At 61.2% G+C, this 17,633-nt stretch carries 20 protein-coding genes; 11 read left to right on the top strand and 9 right to left on the bottom strand.

Going from position 1 to position 17,633, the window contains the following annotated elements:
* Nucleotides 1–47 precede the first annotated feature (47 nt).
* The 3 genes from AC1Q7F_RS30015 to AC1Q7F_RS30005 form a co-directional block, all read right to left on the bottom strand.
* A complete protein-coding gene (locus AC1Q7F_RS30015; RefSeq protein WP_492512236.1) occupies nucleotides 48–2,129 on the bottom strand; it encodes a ParB/RepB/Spo0J family partition protein in 2,082 nt (693 codons plus the stop codon).
* Between the two features lie 174 nt (nucleotides 2,130–2,303).
* The gene (locus AC1Q7F_RS30010) at nucleotides 2,304–2,630 is read right to left on the bottom strand and encodes a hypothetical protein (protein ID WP_492512235.1); all 327 of its coding nucleotides are present in this window, start codon (nucleotides 2,628–2,630) and stop codon (nucleotides 2,304–2,306) included.
* Between the two features lie 26 nt (nucleotides 2,631–2,656).
* Nucleotides 2,657–3,832 (bottom strand): DUF932 domain-containing protein, encoded by a 1,176-nt coding sequence (locus AC1Q7F_RS30005; protein WP_492512234.1) that lies wholly within the window; start codon nucleotides 3,830–3,832, stop codon nucleotides 2,657–2,659.
* A gap of 425 nt (nucleotides 3,833–4,257) precedes the next feature.
* Between AC1Q7F_RS30005 and AC1Q7F_RS30000 the strand changes: the two genes are divergently transcribed.
* Together AC1Q7F_RS30000 and AC1Q7F_RS29995 are read left to right on the top strand one after the other, a co-directional pair.
* Nucleotides 4,258–4,734 (top strand): hypothetical protein, encoded by a 477-nt coding sequence (locus AC1Q7F_RS30000; protein WP_492512233.1) that lies wholly within the window; start codon nucleotides 4,258–4,260, stop codon nucleotides 4,732–4,734.
* Nucleotides 4,731–5,240: a DUF6884 domain-containing protein gene (locus AC1Q7F_RS29995; RefSeq protein WP_492512232.1), complete on the top strand. Its 510-nt coding sequence runs from the start codon at nucleotides 4,731–4,733 to the stop codon at nucleotides 5,238–5,240. Before AC1Q7F_RS30000 ends, AC1Q7F_RS29995 begins: the two co-directional genes overlap by 4 nt.
* Here AC1Q7F_RS29995 and AC1Q7F_RS29990 read toward each other — a convergent pair.
* On the bottom strand, nucleotides 5,165–6,502 hold the full coding sequence (locus AC1Q7F_RS29990; RefSeq protein ID WP_492512231.1) for a DUF1173 family protein: 1,338 nt from the start codon (nucleotides 6,500–6,502) through the stop codon (nucleotides 5,165–5,167). The genes AC1Q7F_RS29995 and AC1Q7F_RS29990 overlap by 76 nt on opposite strands.
* A 182-nt stretch (nucleotides 6,503–6,684) precedes the next feature.
* Here AC1Q7F_RS29990 and AC1Q7F_RS29985 point away from each other — a divergent pair, with 182 nt between their 5' ends.
* Nucleotides 6,685–7,641, top strand: coding sequence for an AAA family ATPase (locus tag AC1Q7F_RS29985; protein ID WP_492512230.1), 957 nt, complete (start codon nucleotides 6,685–6,687; stop codon nucleotides 7,639–7,641).
* A gap of 5 nt (nucleotides 7,642–7,646) precedes the next feature.
* Nucleotides 7,647–8,636, top strand: coding sequence for a ParB/RepB/Spo0J family partition protein (locus AC1Q7F_RS29980; RefSeq protein WP_492512229.1), 990 nt, complete (start codon nucleotides 7,647–7,649; stop codon nucleotides 8,634–8,636).
* Between the two features lie 41 nt (nucleotides 8,637–8,677).
* Here the strand turns inward: AC1Q7F_RS29980 and AC1Q7F_RS29975 are convergent, their stop codons facing one another.
* The 5 genes from AC1Q7F_RS29975 to AC1Q7F_RS29955 all read right to left on the bottom strand — a co-directional run bounded on the left by AC1Q7F_RS29975 (nucleotide 8,678) and on the right by AC1Q7F_RS29955 (nucleotide 12,562).
* Entirely contained in the window at nucleotides 8,678–9,682 is a 1,005-nt protein-coding gene (locus AC1Q7F_RS29975; RefSeq protein WP_492512228.1) for a hypothetical protein, read from the bottom strand.
* Between the two features lie 166 nt (nucleotides 9,683–9,848).
* Entirely contained in the window at nucleotides 9,849–10,070 is a 222-nt protein-coding gene (locus tag AC1Q7F_RS29970; protein ID WP_492512227.1) for a hypothetical protein, read from the bottom strand.
* Nucleotides 10,071–10,670: 600 nt separating this feature from the next.
* Nucleotides 10,671–11,051 (bottom strand): helix-turn-helix domain-containing protein, encoded by a 381-nt coding sequence (locus tag AC1Q7F_RS29965; protein WP_492512226.1) that lies wholly within the window; start codon nucleotides 11,049–11,051, stop codon nucleotides 10,671–10,673.
* Between the two features lie 754 nt (nucleotides 11,052–11,805).
* Nucleotides 11,806–12,354 (bottom strand): transglycosylase SLT domain-containing protein, encoded by a 549-nt coding sequence (locus tag AC1Q7F_RS29960; RefSeq protein WP_492512225.1) that lies wholly within the window; start codon nucleotides 12,352–12,354, stop codon nucleotides 11,806–11,808.
* The gene (locus tag AC1Q7F_RS29955) at nucleotides 12,341–12,562 is read right to left on the bottom strand and encodes a hypothetical protein (RefSeq protein ID WP_298333565.1); all 222 of its coding nucleotides are present in this window, start codon (nucleotides 12,560–12,562) and stop codon (nucleotides 12,341–12,343) included. The genes AC1Q7F_RS29960 and AC1Q7F_RS29955 overlap by 14 nt, the downstream gene beginning before the upstream one ends.
* A 316-nt stretch (nucleotides 12,563–12,878) precedes the next feature.
* Between AC1Q7F_RS29955 and AC1Q7F_RS29950 the strand changes: the two genes are divergently transcribed.
* From AC1Q7F_RS29950 to AC1Q7F_RS29920, 7 genes are read left to right on the top strand one after another with little or no spacing between them, the layout of a single operon-like run.
* Nucleotides 12,879–13,223, top strand: a complete 345-nt coding sequence (locus AC1Q7F_RS29950) for a hypothetical protein (protein WP_492512224.1) — start codon at nucleotides 12,879–12,881, stop codon at nucleotides 13,221–13,223.
* Nucleotides 13,224–13,229: 6 nt separating this feature from the next.
* Nucleotides 13,230–13,544, top strand: coding sequence for a type IV conjugative transfer system protein TraL (gene traL / locus AC1Q7F_RS29945; RefSeq protein ID WP_298333562.1), 315 nt, complete (start codon nucleotides 13,230–13,232; stop codon nucleotides 13,542–13,544).
* Between the two features lies 1 nt (nucleotide 13,545).
* Nucleotides 13,546–14,100, top strand: a complete 555-nt coding sequence (locus AC1Q7F_RS29940) for a TraE/TraK family type IV conjugative transfer system protein (protein WP_054170000.1) — start codon at nucleotides 13,546–13,548, stop codon at nucleotides 14,098–14,100.
* An 11-nt stretch (nucleotides 14,101–14,111) separates the two neighbouring features.
* Nucleotides 14,112–14,969, top strand: a complete 858-nt coding sequence (locus AC1Q7F_RS29935; protein ID WP_492512223.1) for a TraK domain-containing protein — start codon at nucleotides 14,112–14,114, stop codon at nucleotides 14,967–14,969.
* Entirely contained in the window at nucleotides 14,962–16,380 is a 1,419-nt protein-coding gene (locus tag AC1Q7F_RS29930; protein ID WP_492512222.1) for a TraB/TrbI/VirB10 family type IV secretion system protein, read from the top strand. The genes AC1Q7F_RS29935 and AC1Q7F_RS29930 overlap by 8 nt, the downstream gene beginning before the upstream one ends.
* Nucleotides 16,377–17,210, top strand: a complete 834-nt coding sequence (locus tag AC1Q7F_RS29925) for a DsbC family protein (RefSeq protein ID WP_492512221.1) — start codon at nucleotides 16,377–16,379, stop codon at nucleotides 17,208–17,210. Before AC1Q7F_RS29930 ends, AC1Q7F_RS29925 begins: the two co-directional genes overlap by 4 nt.
* The gene (locus AC1Q7F_RS29920) at nucleotides 17,210–17,632 is read left to right on the top strand and encodes a hypothetical protein (RefSeq protein ID WP_492512220.1); all 423 of its coding nucleotides are present in this window, start codon (nucleotides 17,210–17,212) and stop codon (nucleotides 17,630–17,632) included. Before AC1Q7F_RS29925 ends, AC1Q7F_RS29920 begins: the two co-directional genes overlap by 1 nt.
* Nucleotide 17,633: the final 1 nt, after the last annotated feature.

Here is a 17,633-nt window from a genome sequence, read left to right as displayed (position 1 = left end):
CAAAGGGAACGGGGCCCGACCTGCTTTCGCGCGGCCGGGCCAGCCACTCATTCAGCGGCGATCGCAGGGGGCAGACCCTCGACGGGAGCCGCCTCCGCGTCATCGGCGCTATCGGCATCACCGGACAGGAACGCGGGCAACGTGTCCTCCTCGTCCTCTGACGCCGTCTCGGTCTCAACCGCGTCCGGCCCGAGGCGCAGGGCCAGGGGAACCCAGCCGGTGTGCGCAAGCAGGCGCTCCGCCTCCGCCGCCATCGGCCCCTTCTTCATATGCTCGATGCGCGCGGCCATGTCGGCACCACACGCCTCGCTGACTGCACGGACGATGTGTCCCTTCGTCACCCGCTCCAGATAGTTCGCCTTCGTCGCGCGCCACTCGCTGGCCATGTCGAAGGCCACCCGCTCGCCGATCGGATCCGCCGGCGCAAGGGCGTCCCGTCGGGCCGGCACGGTGAGCCCATAGCTCAAGAGGTGAGCCAGCAGCGCCAGTTTCGCATCCATATCCAAGCTTTCCACACAGCCCAGAACATCGTCATTCGAGACCTGGCTACGCCAATGCTGGTCGCGCTCCTCGATCGCCAAGGCGCTGTCGAGATCCTGCATGCCCGGGGCGGTGACGGGGAGATACCCATCACCAACGCGGACGTCGAGCATGTCCGTGCTACGGCGCACATAGTGCCGGATGACGAGCTGGGCCAGCATCACGTTGAAAGCGACCTCGGGATTCTGCGCGAAGGCATTGCGCATGCCGATGGTTCGCGTGGCGCCAAGTTCGGCGATCAGCGTGCTGGACAGCGGTCGCTCGACATTCTCCATCTCCTCGGTGTCCCCGGTCGGCACGGCCGCCGCATTGTCGAACGTTCTACAATCCTCTCCCGTGTCGGTGACCATATCCTCGATCGCCGCCTCGGGCTGTTCCACCTGGATCTCGTCCTGGGGCCGCACATAGCCTTGGCGGATGACGAGCACGCCTTCGCGCGTCATCGACACGAGGCAGCCAGCGATGGCCATGTCCTCCGGAGAATAGGTGCCGCCTTTCTGTTCCAGCGCGTCGATCTCCTCCTCCAACTCAGCCAGCGCCGCGTCTCCTTCGTCGGACAGATCTTCGTCCTCCGCCACGGCCGCCATAATCTCATCGCGCTCGGCATGGAGGGTGGCCAGCCGCTCCCGCTCTTCCTCGTCCAACCCGTTCGCGGTGAGCTGGCGCAGACCATAGGTGACATCGAACGGAAGGTCGCTTGCCGCGTCGACCCACTTCCACCCCGCTTCCAGCAGCTCCTGGGTGACGGAGGCGAGCTTGTCCTGGACGAGGCGTTCCAGCAACATCACATCAACGCACCAGGCCGTGTCGTCCGTGGAGAATAAATCACGGTCCACCCGCCCACCGGCAGCCTCATAGGCTTCCATCGTGACGAAGCGGACCCGCTTATCGGAAGCGACCACGGAAGTCTCGGTCAAACGCCGGCGGATATCATGCGGCCGACGGTCGAAGCTGCCGAGGTTCTTGATGGCCTCCCACACCTGAAGCTGGCGGTCCTGGTCATCCGCAACGGTGAAGGCCATGACCTGCTCCAGCTGGAGCCCACCCGACTGGTAGATGTCCAGGATCTCCGGTGCGACCCCGGCAAGGCGCAGGCGCTGCTTGACGATTTCCACCGTGGTGAAGTGGGTGGCGGCGATGTGGTCGATCGGTTGCCCTTCTTCGCGCAAGGTCTTGAAGGCCCGAAACTGGTCCAACGGATGCAGAGGCACGCGCATGGCGTTCTCCGCCAGGCTGTCGTCGGCCGCGCTGCCGCCGGTCTTGATCACCACCGGGATCAGCGACTTGGCGTCCAGATCCCCGGCGGCCAGCAAGAGGTGCAGCGCGCGATACCTGCGGCCGCCGGCAGGGACTTCATAGACGCCGCTCGCCGACCCATCGGCGTTCGTCACCACGCGGACATTGAGTGCCTGGAGCAACCCGCGGTGCTTGATGTCGATGGCCAGCTGCTCGATGCTGACGCCGTTCTGAATGTTCCGGACATTGCGCTGGCTCAGCACCAGGCTGTCGAGGGGAACGTTCGCGGCTTGGGGCAGGGTGATGACGTTGCTGCGGGGGGCTTCTGCCTTGGCGTTCCGACGGCGGGTCATGGCTCATTCTCCTGGTTCGGGGCACCGGGAGCCTCTCTCCCAGCTTCTGCCCTTCACCCGGCCCTGGCCGTCCTCTGCCTCTAAACGGTCCAGCAGCGCTCCGGCAGGCGTCCAAGAAAAAAGGCCGCAGAACGCGCTGGTCCTGCGGCCAAGGAAACGGTGTGGAAGGATTGATCAACCGGTAGCCCGGATCCTGCTGACACGCCCCGCCCGATAGTCAGCGAGGACGCTTCCCCCGACCGAATTGGCGTACCAGTCCGCCAGCCAGTCGGCGGTCTCGACCGGCCGATAGTCCCGGAAGCCCTCCCGCTCCCAAGTCTGCCAGCCCTCAGTGCTGGTGGCCACGCGGTGTCGCAGTGCCAGGGCGGCAGCACACACAACCGGCAGAATGCCGCCGGTATAGTCCTGCGGCTGATCCACCCCCTGGAAAACAGCCGAGAAGACGTCCTTGGCTGTGGTCAGGTGGTCATGTGTCGGGAAAAGTTCTTGAACGCTTCGCATCGTCGTCGCCTCCTGTCGCAGCGGGTTCAAAGGGCGCGGGCCATGAGCACCTGCGCCCGCTTCTCCTGGTCCAGACGCGAGTCCTGCTGAGGGACCGAACGTGCTCGTGCCGTAATGCCCTGGACAAAATCCAGGATGCTTTCAGGGGGCCGGCCCTCCTCTCGCACCACAGTCTCAATGATTTCCCTGGTCTCCCTGGCGCCGAAGCCCCGCCCGATCAGAAAATCACGGCGCTCATCATCGGTGCGCGCCACCACTGCCTCGCGGGCCGCCTTGATCCCGCGAACGAAGCCCTGCGGGCTGCTGTTGGCGAAGTGCTCCAGCGCCGGGGCCGCCTGGGCGCTGAAGCGGCTCCCAGCGAATTTCGTGTGGCGGATCCGAAGCTGCTCGAACTGCTCCATTCCCCAGATGCACCGGTTCTGACAGACCCCGCGCAGATAGAAGGTGGCAATCCCCAGCGCACGGGACCCCACTTCGCTGTTCCAGGCATAGAAACCCCGGAAGTAATAGTCCGGATCGCCGTTCGGCAGGCGACCGGCTTCGATCGGGTTCTGATCATCCACGAGGAACACGAAGACGTCGCGGTCACTGGCATACAGCGTCGTCGTATCCTTGGTGATATCGACGTGCGGGTTATAGCGCATGCTGCTCCAGTCGATCTGGCCCGGCACTTTCCAGCGCGTATCCCCGACACCATTGCCGGCGATCCGCTGGATGGCCTCCACCAGCTCGGCATCCCAGACCCGGCCATAAGTCTCCGACGTCGCACAGCGAAGCTCGGGCCTGCCATCGTCGAACGTCATGGTCTTGATCAGTTCGCGACGATCGGACACCAGACCGTGCTGCAGATTGATTGCCGCCAGCGTCGCCGGTAGCTCCCGCAGATAGCCCGCCGGGGCCTGCACGAGGCTGCACAACTGCCCGAAGGACCAGTTCGTCGGTTCGACGGGGTTCTGCTCTTGCGGCAGATAGAGCGAAATCTTGTCCGGGTCGGTGCGGCTGGTCTCCAACCGGATTTTGTCCGCATGCACCGAACGGACATCGGCGATCCGCCGGCGCCGATCGACCGCATCGTAGAGACTGTTCAGGTCCAGGAAGCGCTGGTCCTCAGGACGGCTCCACCACTGGCTGGAGACGGCCGTGCTCATCGTGCCGCGCGTCGGGTCGATCTTGAAGCTGCCGGGGGGGTGCATGGCATTCATAGCGAAAATCCTTCTCAGGCTAACCGCGCGTTGCTCTCTCGCCCCGCGCCAGGTTCACCCACTCCCTGCTGCCCTCCCACTCTGACGCCGCCGCCGCACAACGGCGCCGGATTGTAGAACGTTCTACAACGCCTACCGTTGGCGGCACGCAAATGCGCTACAAGCCAGCCCCGTCTGCACTCAAGGATGCCGGCCGCTGGCTATACTTGTAGAACGTTCTACAAAGGTCGTGCGAGGGATCGTCACCCGCATGGGCGGAAACCCGCGTGCGGGGTTCCGTGAAGCGGCCGTGGCCGCGAAATAGAGCCCGGCCACGCGCCGCGTGGCGCGCCCAACTTCACATTCGAAACTACCGCGACGCCGTTGACTGTCACGCTAGTTGTGCGAATACACCGTGACGCGAAACCGTGTCACGGTATCTACCCATGCCGGCCAACACCAATGATCGCCGACGCTTGCCACCTGGGCAGACCGCCTTAACCCCCGCCGAACGGCGAGCAATGCGTCGCGAGCGACAGCGGCAACAGGACGACGCAAAATGGTGGGCGGCAGAGCAGGAGTGCCGTGCCGCCGAAGCTGATGTCGAACTGGCCCAAGATGCCACCGATGGAGCGTGGGGATCGGTAAATCAGATCGCAGAGAAGATCGCGGCAGTGCTGTCGGCCATCACAGACGCCATCGACCTTGCGGTCGCTGATGGCCAGATGGATGCGCACATGCTGGCACGCCGGCGCTTCCATATCGACGAGCTGTTTACCGCGCATAAAAGGGCGCTGGCGGACCAGCGCCAAAGCGTCGAGGCGTATCGGGAAGCCGTTTACCGGCGACAGGCGGCGTGGAAGGCCCGGGAAGCAGTTGAGCGGCAGCTGGACCAGCGCCGGCGCCGGAGCGCCTGCGAATGATGAACCGATCCATCCTGCACCTGGTCGCCTGTGTGAAGGTGAAGCGACCTGAACCGATGGCAGCCCGGGATCTCTATTGTTCCGACTGGTTCATTAAGGCACGCCGCTATGTGGAACAGCGGACAGACCACTGGTGCATCCTTTCGGCCAAGTATGGGCTGGTCCACCCGGACCAAGCCATCGCCCCTTATGAGCTGACACTGAATAAGATGCGGGTTTCGGATCAGCGCGCGTGGGGGAACCGCGTGCTGCAGCAACTCCAGGCCATCGACTATCCGACTGACGCGCCTGTCGTTATCCTCGCCGGATTCAACTATCGCAAGCCGCTAGCGCCCTGGATCGGAGCGCGGGGATTGGTGCCCATGGCCCGTCTGGGGTTCGGTGATCAGAAGTCCTTTCTCGCCGGCGCCGTCCTCGGACCGGTGACGCATCACGACCGCATCCGTCGGGAACGCTTGGGTGGTAGGGCAGGGGGTGTTTCATCCTTGGTAGCGTCCCACTCATAGAGCGGCGCGTCGGGATAGACCCCCTTGTACTGTTCGATTTTGACCAGGCGCCGGGCCTCATAGTCCGCATCATCGCGGCCCCAGACTTCTACAGGCGTCAGGGGTGGCCCGCAGTCGGTAAGCAAAAAGTCCGGGAACAGGACATCACTGGTGGCGTCATACCGTAGCGGCTTCACGAATGACCGCTGCTGCTCCACTAGGAACTGCGCGAAGGTCAGCTCGTAGGAGCTCTCGACCGGTATCCAGCTATCGGTGATTGCCATGAAGGCACCGGCGTCGGCTTCTAGCCTGGTCCAGCCCTCTTTGTCCTTCGCCCGCTCCTCTATGCGCGCGTGGAACAGGCCGATCGCGCGCTCGCCGGGGAACAGGGTGCCGGCCCGCAGCCGAGCGAAGACGGGGAACATGCGGCTCATACCGTCCAGCAGCTTGAGACTAACCTCCAAGCTGATGCGCTGACTTCCGAAACCGTCGACCTGAATACGATAGCCCGTCACCGTTTCCTTGATGCCTTGGATGGAACCGATGACCAGGATGAGCCGCCGTTCTTTGGGTGTCGACTGGGTGTGTCGCGCGTCGAGAACACGAGCATTCCGCCGGGACATGTCGGCATAATCCCGGACCGGCATGTCCTTGAAGCCAAACACCGCCACATCGTCGATCAGGTCGCGGGACGCTCGGATAAGCCGGGCAGCTCTGACAAGGTGATAGTGGACGATTCCGCTCTGCCGCTTTCCAGCCATACCCGGTCGCCAGTGGATGAGATCGGCGGTTTGCCACAGCAGATCCAACACACCTCGTGTTGTCATTGCCGTCTGTGATCGGCGGCCCGTGGCCGCCTGCCCGGATGCGGGTGGGGTCGCTGGCGCTTCGTTGGGTTGCAGGTTTTGGCGCAACGGACGCCGGAGCTTGACCTTCATCGTGCCATCATTGAGGGTCTGGACGACGCTGATGTCGTATCCGTCCAGGCCCGATGTTTCCCGGGGCAGCTCCCAGAACTCGCAGTCCGTCGCGTGAACGGGACCCGTGTTGGGATACCGACCCAGATGATAGGTGCCTGCGTTCTCCCGATGGGAAATATACAGCTTCGTGTCAGTGCAATCCGGCCCCTGGCACCGGCAGAACACAACACCTTCGCCCCCTGACCGTCCATGATGATCCGCCATGGCGGTGGTGAAGGCGGCCGCCTTGTCCTTGCGGTCAGTACCGGTGAAGATCTGGCCATCCGCAAAGGTGACGTCATATGCGGTGCGGTCGGTGGACAAGGGCGCCTCCTTGGTGATGAGCCAACATATATCATGGTACGACATGCCAAGGAATCCACCAAAACAGTTCCTTAAAAGCATTTATCCACCAAAAAATAAGAACATAAAAGAAACAAGGTTTACGAAAAGCATAATATCTGATGTAATGTATTCCTGGTTGATAGTGATCTGGAGAGTGAAAAGTGAACTATGCCGATGCCCTGTCCAGGTTCCGCCAACGGCGCGGATGGACCCAAAAGCGCCTCGCCAAACATGTCTGCGAAGTGACCGGCCGCGCCTACAATCAGACCAACATCTCACGTTGGGAGACGGGGGCGGAAGCCGTGCCCGACACTATCCAGTCGTGGTTGGATAGGGCAGCGCCAGCCCGCGTCATCGCGTTCGCCAACCAGAAGGGTGGGGTGGCCAAAACCACCAGTGCCGTCAACATCGCTTATGCCATCATGAAGGCGGGATACAAGGTGCTGCTCATCGACGCTGATTCGCAGGCGAACGCCACCGCCGCGATGGGCCTGAACCAGCGCCAGTTGAGCGCAGACCGCCGGATCATTTCCGACGCGCTCTTTGAAACTGGCCGCCCCGATATCGCACAATTCATCCTGCACGCACAGGGGCTGGATGTGCTGCCCTCCGGCGCGCGCCTTAGCCGGGCGGAAAAGAGGGGAGGTGCCGTAGCCAATGCCGGCGGTAGATTGGCGATGGCGCTGGCTTCCATCAAGATCGACTACGACTACATCATTATCGATTGTCCACCACATCTGGGGATCATGACCGAAAGCGCGCTCATCGCAGCGACACACGTGGTAATTCCGTGCAGTGCCGGTGTCTTCGATATGGACGGGGTCGAAATGATCCTGCCGGAGATCGCCGAAGCCCAGGAGTGGGCGAATAAGAACCTGAAGGTGCTGGGCCTACTGCCCACGCGAATCAATCCCCGCCACCAGGTGGACCAAACGCTGCTCCAGGAGATGCGGGACACCTATGGTGGACAGATGGAGATATTTCAGTTCGTGCCGGCAGTGACCGACATGCAGAGATCCTTCTTCAATGGCTCAATCCCGCTGGCCATCGTGCCCCGGGATCACCCAATCGGGGTCTATCACGACATCGCTGCCCGCATTATCCAGTTGGTGGAGTGAAGAACATGGCCGTGAAACTGGACAGGCAAGCTCGTGGAAGCGGTCGGGGGCAATCGTCGGCAGCTGTCACATCGGGCATTTTCCGCGACGACGACCTTCGCCCGCGTCTGCTCGAAGTGGAGCTAGACCGTCTGACACCATGGGCGGACCAGCCGCGCCGGTACTTCGACGGGGAAGAACTCCAACAGCTCGCAGACAGCATCCTTCGCGTCGGCGTCCTGCAGCCGCCGCTGGTACGCAAACTGGATACGCCCGGCGACTATGAGATCATCGCCGGCGAGCGTCGTTGGCGAGCAGCCAAGATGGCTGGTCTTAGCAGCATGCACGTCCTCCTGACGACCGGCGACGCGGCCGAGATCGCGCTCGTCGAGAACATGCAGCGGCAGGATTTGCGCCCAATCGAGGAAGCGTGGGCCTTGAAATCACTGCTGGAAACGCATGGCTACACGCACGAGGTCGCGGCGCGAGCAGTTGGGCGCGCCCGTCAGTGGGTCACCGATACATTATCCATGCTGAGGTTGCCAGATTTCATTCAGCAGGAGGCTCTGGAACAACCCGACATCTCTGCGAACCTGCTGATCCAGATTTCACGAATGGGCCTTGGCGAGCAGCAGAACCAAGCCTGGGCGCGCGCCAAGGCTGGCGACCTGAGCGTACGTGCTGCCAAGGCACTGCGTGCCCCGCCGGCACGGCCGAAGGCACCAGCTGGTCCTGTGAGGCCAACGTCCATTCACCGGCAGGGTGAGCCAACGACGGACAGCGAAATGCGTGTTGCTGTCGTTACCTCCCTTTCGGGATCGCCGTTCGAACGCCACGCTGCACAGCTGAGCGTTGACCCACCGCAGGCCCAGGAGTCTGTTGTGTCTACGCGCACGGTCGGCCGGGCGGCCGATCTTCTCCGGACGCGCTTCATCCGAGGCCATCTGTCTGACGAGGAGCGTACAATCCTTGCGGAACTGATGACTGAGATTCAGGCTGCATTGGATGCCGGGTGACAGCGGCTGACACTGGTCGGCGCCGGCATCTGCCGGCCCGTTCAATTGAGCTGTCGCAGACGCACATCCTGGGCGACCGACGTCCAGACATCAATGGCGGACGCCGGGGATCCGAGCATTGTGCGGGCCCAGCCGGGCCCGTTGGCCACCTTCCATTTCCCTGGATACCTAGGATGAGAGCGGTTGGCGGCCAAGCAGATTATGGCCGCGATCGACAGGATTGGATGTCGATCCTGGGCCGCCCCCACGTCAGCCAACGGAACGCCCATCTGACGTGCCATGTCCACGACGGCCTTTGACACCTCCGACATGCTTGGATCGTCGGGATCATAAGCATGCTGGAGCAAAGCACGGTCGAACGCCCAGCTGACAGCTCGCAGTTGCTCGATAGCACGGCTGTGGGTTGGCGTTTCCCTGATCGTCTGGGGTTGGAAACGTGGCCTAGCCGATTTAGGACGGTGATCCTCGGCCAAGGCCGCTTCAACCGCTGGCGAGCATGGTTCTACTTTTTTTAAAGTTTGGTGGAAGTCTGTATTACTGGGGGTGTCATCAGTGACACCCCCCCGTGCCTTATTTGCTTCGACACGCACAATGGTCCCGCACCGCCGGGCCGCACGCCGCCGCTCAAAGATCCCATCCACCGTGGCCACCATTACGTCCAGGTGCAGCCACAAGGGGCTCAAGTCCCACCCATCGCCCGGCGAGCGATGACCATCGTCCGTGAAATGCCGGAATAGCATACCTTGTGCCTCTAGCGATCGTGCCACACGGATCACCTTGCTTCGCGACCAACCCGACAGCTCACACAGCAGCTCCGTACCGGCGCCCGCAGCGGGCTGGCCATTCGACCAGGTCTCGGCGCCGGCGAGCTCGATCAGGATCCCAAGCAGCCGTGCTTGGGCATCGTCCAATGTCGGGCATAGATGCACGGCTCTAAGAGCCTGCCATTTTGCGACGGGCTTCTCCAGTACGGCTTGCGCTGCCTGGGCGAGCAACTCCGCGTAGCCGTCGGGGCGCCGACGGCCATTCGTGTCAATGTCTTCCATGAGTGCCATCCCTGTGCGGCCGCCGGGGCGGGCAAAGCTCCGCCATGGCCGGAAGCCGGCATTTTTCGCTTGATGTCAGGGAGGGTCCGAGATACAAAGGACGTGCGAAGTAACCTATCAGTATCTTGGAGCCGCCCCTGACCCTTTGGGTTAGGGGTGTCTTCGTTTATGGGGTCTGCGCGTTGGCGCCTCCATTGGTTGTTCCGCAAGCAATCTCTCGAAGCAGATGCTCCACAGCGGCGCCGCGCGAACGCACGCCTCCCTGGGTCTCCTTCATCGTATCCAGAAGCTTGATCAGGTCAGGCCCAAGCATAACCTGCACCAACGTCTTTCCTTCGGCCTTCTTCTGCTTATAGGCGAGACGTTTCATATCGGGAGTGACGGCCATGCGAGGTCCTATAGTCCAAGGTCCTATAGTCCTGTTGATACCAACGCCTATCGGCACGCAAGGACTTTCTGCAGATTGGGGGATATTTTCCCATAAGCGGTTCCAAACCGGCGGAAAAGGAGCCAGATTCACAGACGCTGCCACGCATTGGGCAGCCACTACGCCTAGAATCGGCCTATCTAGATGTTGTGCTTTCCGTGACTCGAACCGATTACCATTCGTCGATTCCCCGGCTATTGTGAAGCTCGAATCTGTGATGCGTGCGATGACTGTCGATTGTTCCCATGGAATGAGGCATTTAGCGAACATTGCTCACCTCAAATGCTGGGATGGCCAACGTAGCAGCGCGCTCAGTGAAGGTGCGGTGCTGCGCGGCCCGTAATGCAGAAAGGTGTGCAGGTAGAATGGCGATATATATTGACGCTATATCAAGTAGTTCCCACACACTCCTAACGTCGTATCTGACCAAGCCGCGACCGTAAATCAGCCACCAGATCTTACCAAGCGGTCTCCAAACTCGCAGGATGGACGTATCCATGTCACGATCCCATGCGATCTCTACGCGATAGCCGTGATTGGTCAGGGGACATGCGAACCGTATCATGCCGCGCTTCCCGCTTCCGCATGAGGTGCGCCATCGAAAGCGACGTTCTGAATGCGGGCGGCCGTAACGCGCACAAGGGCCAGGTGACTATCGATCAGTTCTTCAGGTAGCGCAGATACGGCATCGATCAGAGCGTGGCGACGGTCGTCTGCCATGCTGTCCGGCAAGCCTTCGAATAGATAGCCCACAGAAACTTTCAGAGTGCGGGCGATGTTGACGAGTTCGGCTGCACTCAGCTTCCGGGTGCCGCTCTCATACTTGTAGATCTGCTGCCTGGACACGCCAAGGCACTGGGCCACGATCGCTTGGCCAAGCCCAAGCATCTTGCGGCGCTCGGCTATCCTTCTGCCGACATGTTTCTCGATATACCCCACCATAGCACCGTTGCCCCCGGATACACCGCATCGACCATAAGCGCGATGTTTCAGAATATCTAGTGTTTCTACGCTTTTAGCGAATGACATAGATATCTATATCGATATCGATACAAATATCTAATAGATATCAATATAGATATCTGTCCAGTCAAAGTAATCGATGTCGGGATCGATATATTGACGGATACCGCCTTGACAAAGGGAGGCCTCTCCGCGACAAGGCGCGATGGCGCCGAAGAAGAAATTTACTGAAACCCAGCTTGTGCGGTTCCTTGACGGGACTTTGACGCACATTGATGGTCTTTGTGCCAAAGTCGAATCCCGCGCCGACTTCATTCGACTGGCCGTAGATAAAGAAATCCGGCATCGGGAAAGTTTGGCCAAGAGAAAATCGGCACCTTCGGAGAACTAGGGGCGGGCCGCCCCAGTTGGTCGGTTGCATTTGTGGACTTTCGTGCTGGGGGCCGTATGAGTGCTTACCTCGGTCACGGCAAAGGTGGATTTTTCCAGGTCCAGAACTAGGATATAATAGAGAGGGCGATCATCAATGCGCCCCGCCATAACCAGTCCCGGCTTTGCATCCAACACTACAGGTAGGTTAACGGAGTTCTTGCTATAACCAATGGTAGCATTGGCGGATTGGAGGTCGATGGTCCAATCCTGGCATTGCCATCTGGTTATCGGCGGACTCTCCGCTGCGGTCGCGGCTACTGCCTGACTTACCGCCAGCGCGAGCGCGACACCTATCACTGTGCTACGATGGTGCATGCCAAGAGCCTCCGTTACGCGCCAGCAATTGGATGCAGCCGGGATTGCGATAGGTGGGATCAATCACGGTTGCCAGCCGACACCGATAGATCGCGTTTCGCGAAGGTGTCGAGCTATGGTAGGCCCCCGCTGCGGCCACCCAATTTCCCTTGGTGGACCGTAGTTCCGTCAGAAAGGCAACACCAGCTCGAACATTGGTTGCGGGATCGAGCAGATCGACCGGCTCCTGAACCCGATGCGAGTGATAGCAAGTGTTGACCTGCATGCAGCCGATATCTACGCAACGGCCGGCAGCGACGGCTTGTTCGACAACATCAGCCGCTTCGCGCCAACTGCGCGCCGCAATGGTTCGCCCTTCGACGTTGAGCGCCATTGGATTGCCGCTAGATTCCACAGCAATGATGGCAGCCACGATGGAAGGCGGCGCGACCAGTTTCTGAGACCGCAAAGCCTCCAGGCACCGGTCCGCACCCATTACGGGCGATGCTGACCAGAACGCATAGGCAATCGCCATCCAGGCGCTACCGCTCTTCATTTTCCCGCCATCGCTCAAACCATCCGACGAACTCCGACCGGAGCGCGTCGTCTTCCAAAAACTTCTCGACCAGGAACGTGTACATCGCCTTTTTGGAAACAAGACGGCCCCTCGCGAGGGTCATCTTCCTTAGCAGCATCCGGTACCGCTGTTTGGTGTCCTTCGGTAGGTAGAAGTTATCCTGCGTCTCAAAGATGCTGCTGGGCATCACATCCCTCTCTCCGGGAGCGTTGTGATTTATAGAAATCCGAAATGCAAGAAAAAACATTCCGAACTGAGGCGATGACTTGTACGAACCGCCGGCGGTTCTTTCAAGTATAAAAAGGAACCGGGGACGGTTCACATTGCATATGCCGTGCAAAGATATCACATATCTTTTGGCTATACCTTACTTGAATCCGCCGTAATCTTCACTCTAGTTGCCATTCTGTAAGAAAACGCCTCTTGCATACTTCAGACGTGTTTTGTAGAAATCCCAGCATTGGTAACCCTTCGGGGGCACCTGTAGCAGTGGAGAGAAGGATATGGGGACCATTGAGGAAGTGAATACGATTGTATGCGATGGCAAGGCAAAGCAGAACGGTGGTGTTTCCGCGTTACGCATCTTGGCCATTGCTTTACCGGCTCTGCTGCTGGCGTCGGCGGCTTATGCCGGGGCCGATACTACCTTCGACGCGGCCGATGCGAAGCTGACCGGTTGGGCTTCCGGATCTGCTGGAGCGCTGTTTGCTTCCATTTCCCTGATAAGAAACCTGGCCAAAGTGTCCTGGAACTTCGAGTCCGCCGCGCTGATGCAGCCCGTCGGTGTCGGCCTCGGCGCCAGCGTCGGGACCGGGATTATCGGCGCGCTGGTGACTGCGTTGATCTGACCGCCGATGTCTAACGAAATGGAGCAATACTATATCCCCGGTGCGTTGGACGAGCCCTGGCGTGTGGGGCCGTTCACCATCGGGGAGTTCGCTGGCGGAGCTGGGCTTCTCGCCGCCGGCTTCGTGCTTCAGTTCCATTTCGGCCCCATGGGCTTTCTCGGTGCTTTCGGCGCTTCTATAGCGTGGGTCGTGATCTTAAAGACCATTAAGGGGCGCGAAGGCGGGAACGTATTCCGCAACTTCCTTTACTGGCATCTGCCGGGGGTCACGCGGAGTTATCTTTACATCCCGAAATCGCATCTGCGGAATTTCTGGGGCTGACATGGGCAAACCCAATGACAGTCGCGCGAGTGTTCTCGCGCGACAAAGGAATCTATTGGTCGCAGGCTTGGGCGTGACCCTTGTGGCGCTCCTTCTCAATGGTGCGTGGGGCCGGGTGTGCGTGAGCCGCACGGTCCTTGTGCCTACGCTCACTCAGGAGAGCTGGGTTGGTTCCGATGGCACCGCTTCGGCATCGTACCTCATCGATGCGGCGCGCTACGTGGCAGACCGCCTCTATAATCGGTCGCCCGCAAACGCGTCGCTGATCAACGAGGAACTGCTGCGGGTTGCCCATGCTGGCCAGTATGGGGCGCTGAAGGAACAGTTCGAACGAGAGTTGCTCGACGGGCGCCTCAAAGAGCGCGATGTGGCCACCACCCATTTCCCTGAATCGGTCACCGCCACGCCGGCGGAACAGACGGTGACACTCATAACGACCGTCGCGACGTTCGTTGGCGACAAGCGCGTCGCCAACGAGCGGCTCAAGGTCACTATTTCCTTCAAATCCGACGGTGGGGTTCCGAAATGGTACGGGTTACGCGAAGAGCCGCTTTGATAGTTGCCGCATTGGCCATCGCGCCAGTCGCGCAGGCTGAGCAGGAACAGATACGTCGTCCGATCCAGTTACCAACCGATCCGGCCGATCCGAGCGCCGTCGCCGCATCCCTGTCCACTGTGGGGACCAAGTCGACGCCTGCTCCGGTGATCGCGCCAGCCAACCAGGCCGCGCCGGCGTCGACCACAGAACAGTCCGCACCAGCCACCAGGAAGGCGGAGCTGCCCAACTACAAGGGCACCGTGAAGCTGACCCTGGATGCCGATGGCGAGGGCGCGGTCCTGTTCTCGCAATCGGACACGAATAGGGTGCGTGTCGTGAATGACCGCATCAAGACCGTCATTCACGATGAAGGTCGTGTGGACATCACCTCCACAGAAGACGGCGTGCTGTTCGTGAAGTTCGCGCCCGGATCAAGCGCAACTTCCTTCTATATCGTCACGGAGAGCTTGAGGACGTTCAAGATCGTCGCCACGCTCGCAGACGTGCCGGCCGTGCAACTCCTACTCGAACCGCGTGACGCGGCGCCGACCCGGGCCATCGCCAGTAATGAAGACGATGCCGAGGGAACCGCCGGACATGCCGTATCGGTCATCAAGGCGATGGCCACCAATCAGGATCTGCCCGCTTATGAACGACGCTCGACAAACGTCGTCGTTGCCATCGGATCGTTGCAAGCTTTGGTCCTGGCTGAATTCGTCGGTGAGCAATTCGTCGGTCGCACGTTGCTCGTACAACCGGCGCCCGGGCGTGACATCGATGAGCGTGCCGTAGCGCGCGGGATTCCAGGCACCATCGCCGTTCTACTGACACCGACACCTGTCCCAGAACAGCCCTGGATCATCTACTGGGTCGGCCGCCATGTCTGATGACAACAACGTCGTTCGCCGCAAGCAATGGGCCGTATTTGCGGCAATTGGTGGTCTCGCTGCCGCATTGTTCTTCTTCGTCTACATGCTGGTAACCGAAGTCGGGTCGAAGAGGAGCCCGCAGCAGACTGCCCCCCAATCCATTCAGTTGGCCGGGGCCGGGCGTGCCGCTGGCGCAGATACAGCCTGGTGGAAGGCCGCTGATGACCACCTGCGCAAATTGGAAAAGAGGCAGGATGACCTGGCGAGCCAGCTGGCCACCAAAGCAGCGCCGCCCGACAACAGCTCGGATGAGTTGCAGCGTCGCATGGGGGCTCTGGAGGGCGAGTTCAAGCAGGTCATCGACAAGTATGCGGCCGCCAACGAAAAACTCGAAGCAGAGATCGCACGATTACGCGCGGCGCAAGACCGCGACAACCTGGCGAGCCTCGGCCGCGGTCGGACCATTCCTGGTCAACCCGGGTACGGAGATCTCGCCGCCGGCGCCAATGTATTCGGGAACGCAGGCGAACGCCGCAGGGCCGCAGAGAGCTTGACCGGCGATATCGGTGCCGGGGGCAGCGGCAATCAAAGCACACGCGGAAAGCCTGCCATCGTCAACATCAAGCTGACGACGCGGGAGGCACCAAACCAAGCATCACGCGCTCACAATCCCAAGCTCTACGTGGCAGCGGGCTCATATGCTCCGGTTCGGATCATTTCCGGTGCGGACGTGACGGCCGGCGTAACCGATCAGAGTGATCCGAAGCCCATGCTTGCGCGCGTCCTGGGCCCGGCACGCGGGGTCATTGACAAGGGCCGGGTCCGCACCACGGAGCTACGGGGTTGCTTGGTCACCTTGGAAGGGCGGGCAGATCTTCCCAGCGAGCGCGTTTATGGGCGGCCCGTTCGCATGTCCTGCCCGGCCGATGGTGGAACCGTGCGCGAGCTCAAGGTGAAGGGCTATCTGGTTGATCGTGGCACAGCCGGCATTCGCGGCGTTGTCACCGAGCGGACCGGCGACCTGGTGGGCCGTGCCGCCATGGCCGGCTTGGTCGGCGGCCTGGGCTCGACGGTCAACAATGCGTTGAACCCTGCACTCGGCGGTTTCTCCATCAGCACCGGCGATGATCGTTCCACCGGGAAAAAGCTCAAAGAGGCGGGCCTTGGTGGGCTGGGCGGTGGCGCCCAATCCGCAGGCGATCGCCTCGGCGACTACTATATCGACCGTCTGGAGCAGATCCAGCCCGTCATCTCCGCCGTGTCAGGCGCCGAATTGGAACTGGTTTTCCTAGAGGGATTCTATCTGGACGGCCGTCCGTCCGGTGACAGTGAAGAGGCAAGCCTTCCCGACCTCACCGCCGTGACGGCCAATCTCCCTGGCATTCCCCCCACGGTGCTGAACGCCATCAATGGAGCACAGAAGAAATGAGAATTGCATCACGTCTGATCCTGCCGATGGGCCTCCTGGCCGTCGCAGCTTTCGCCGCACCGAGCTCAGCCCAGGGCCCGTCATGCCCTGGCCTTGAGAAGGCTGTGGAGGCAGTCAAGAAGAACCTGCCGAACACGCCGATCGGCTCCCTGAGGTGCGCGCCGGTGGATGGCCTCTATGAGCTGGTGAGTGGCCAGAATGTCGTCTATCTGGATCCCGACGTGAAGTTCCTGGTCGTTGGTGCAATCTTCGACCTGAAGGCCGGGACCGACCTGACGGCGCCGGTGATCTCCGCGGCAAAGGGGGGAGCTGTCGTCGACCAGCTCAAGACGGGGCAGCCGATCGGCGTGGTCGGCGCTCCCGCGAAACAGGCACCTGATGTCGCGCCTGAAACGATCGACGTCAAGCTGCTGGAGGCGCTTCCCTCCATCCGGCTGGGTAGCGCCAAGGCCAAACTGAAGCTCTATGTGCTGGGCGATCCGCATTGTGGCTTCTGCCAGCGGCTCGACCGTACCATTCGGAACCTCGGTGACCAGGTCCAGGTGGTCGAACTGCCCTTCAACACCATTCCGACATCGCGCACTGGCCTGGTGGCGACCATGTGCGCCAACGACAAGGACCGCGCAGGCATGCTGAAGGCAATGTACGACGGCGAGGCCGTCGCCGGGACGGCATGTGCGGAGGGCGAACAGGCCTTGACCCAGGTTGCGGATTTCGCACGCCGGCAAGGATGGGATGGCACCCCCGTTGTTGTCAGGGGAGACGGAGCCGTGATGCGCGGCTTTTCTGGTCCTGACAAGTTCCGCACCTTCCTGGGCCTGGGAGACTGATGATGATGCGGATGGGCGCCGTTTTGCTGATTGCCCTGCTGACCTTGACGGGATGCGGTACATCCACTCGGGTGGACGAATGGCGTTGCCAGCCCCAGCAAGGGGCCGGGTGCGTCACGATCGCAGCGGCAGACCAGCATCGTGGCTCAACGTCGCCACCGGCCGGATTGGCACCACTCGCCACGGCGCCAAAGCCGAAGGGATCTGGCCTTGACGGAATCCTTGCCCGCCTGCTGGGACACCAGCCAGCGGGATCGTCGGCAGCAGAAAGCTCCGACGTCCGCCGCGTGCCGGACGTTGTAGCGCGTGTCTATGTCGCGCCGTTCGATGAAGGCGGCAACTACTACGAAGAGAATTTCGTTTGGATCGTGGTCCAGCCATCGCATTGGGCTGGCACCATTCCCGCTGCCTCCAAGGAATGAA

It is taken from the genome of Niveispirillum sp. GW835-FHT14G11 (assembly GCF_058793615.1).
Note: the sequence above shows the minus strand (reverse complement) of the source record. Positions and strands in the feature narration are given on the sequence as shown.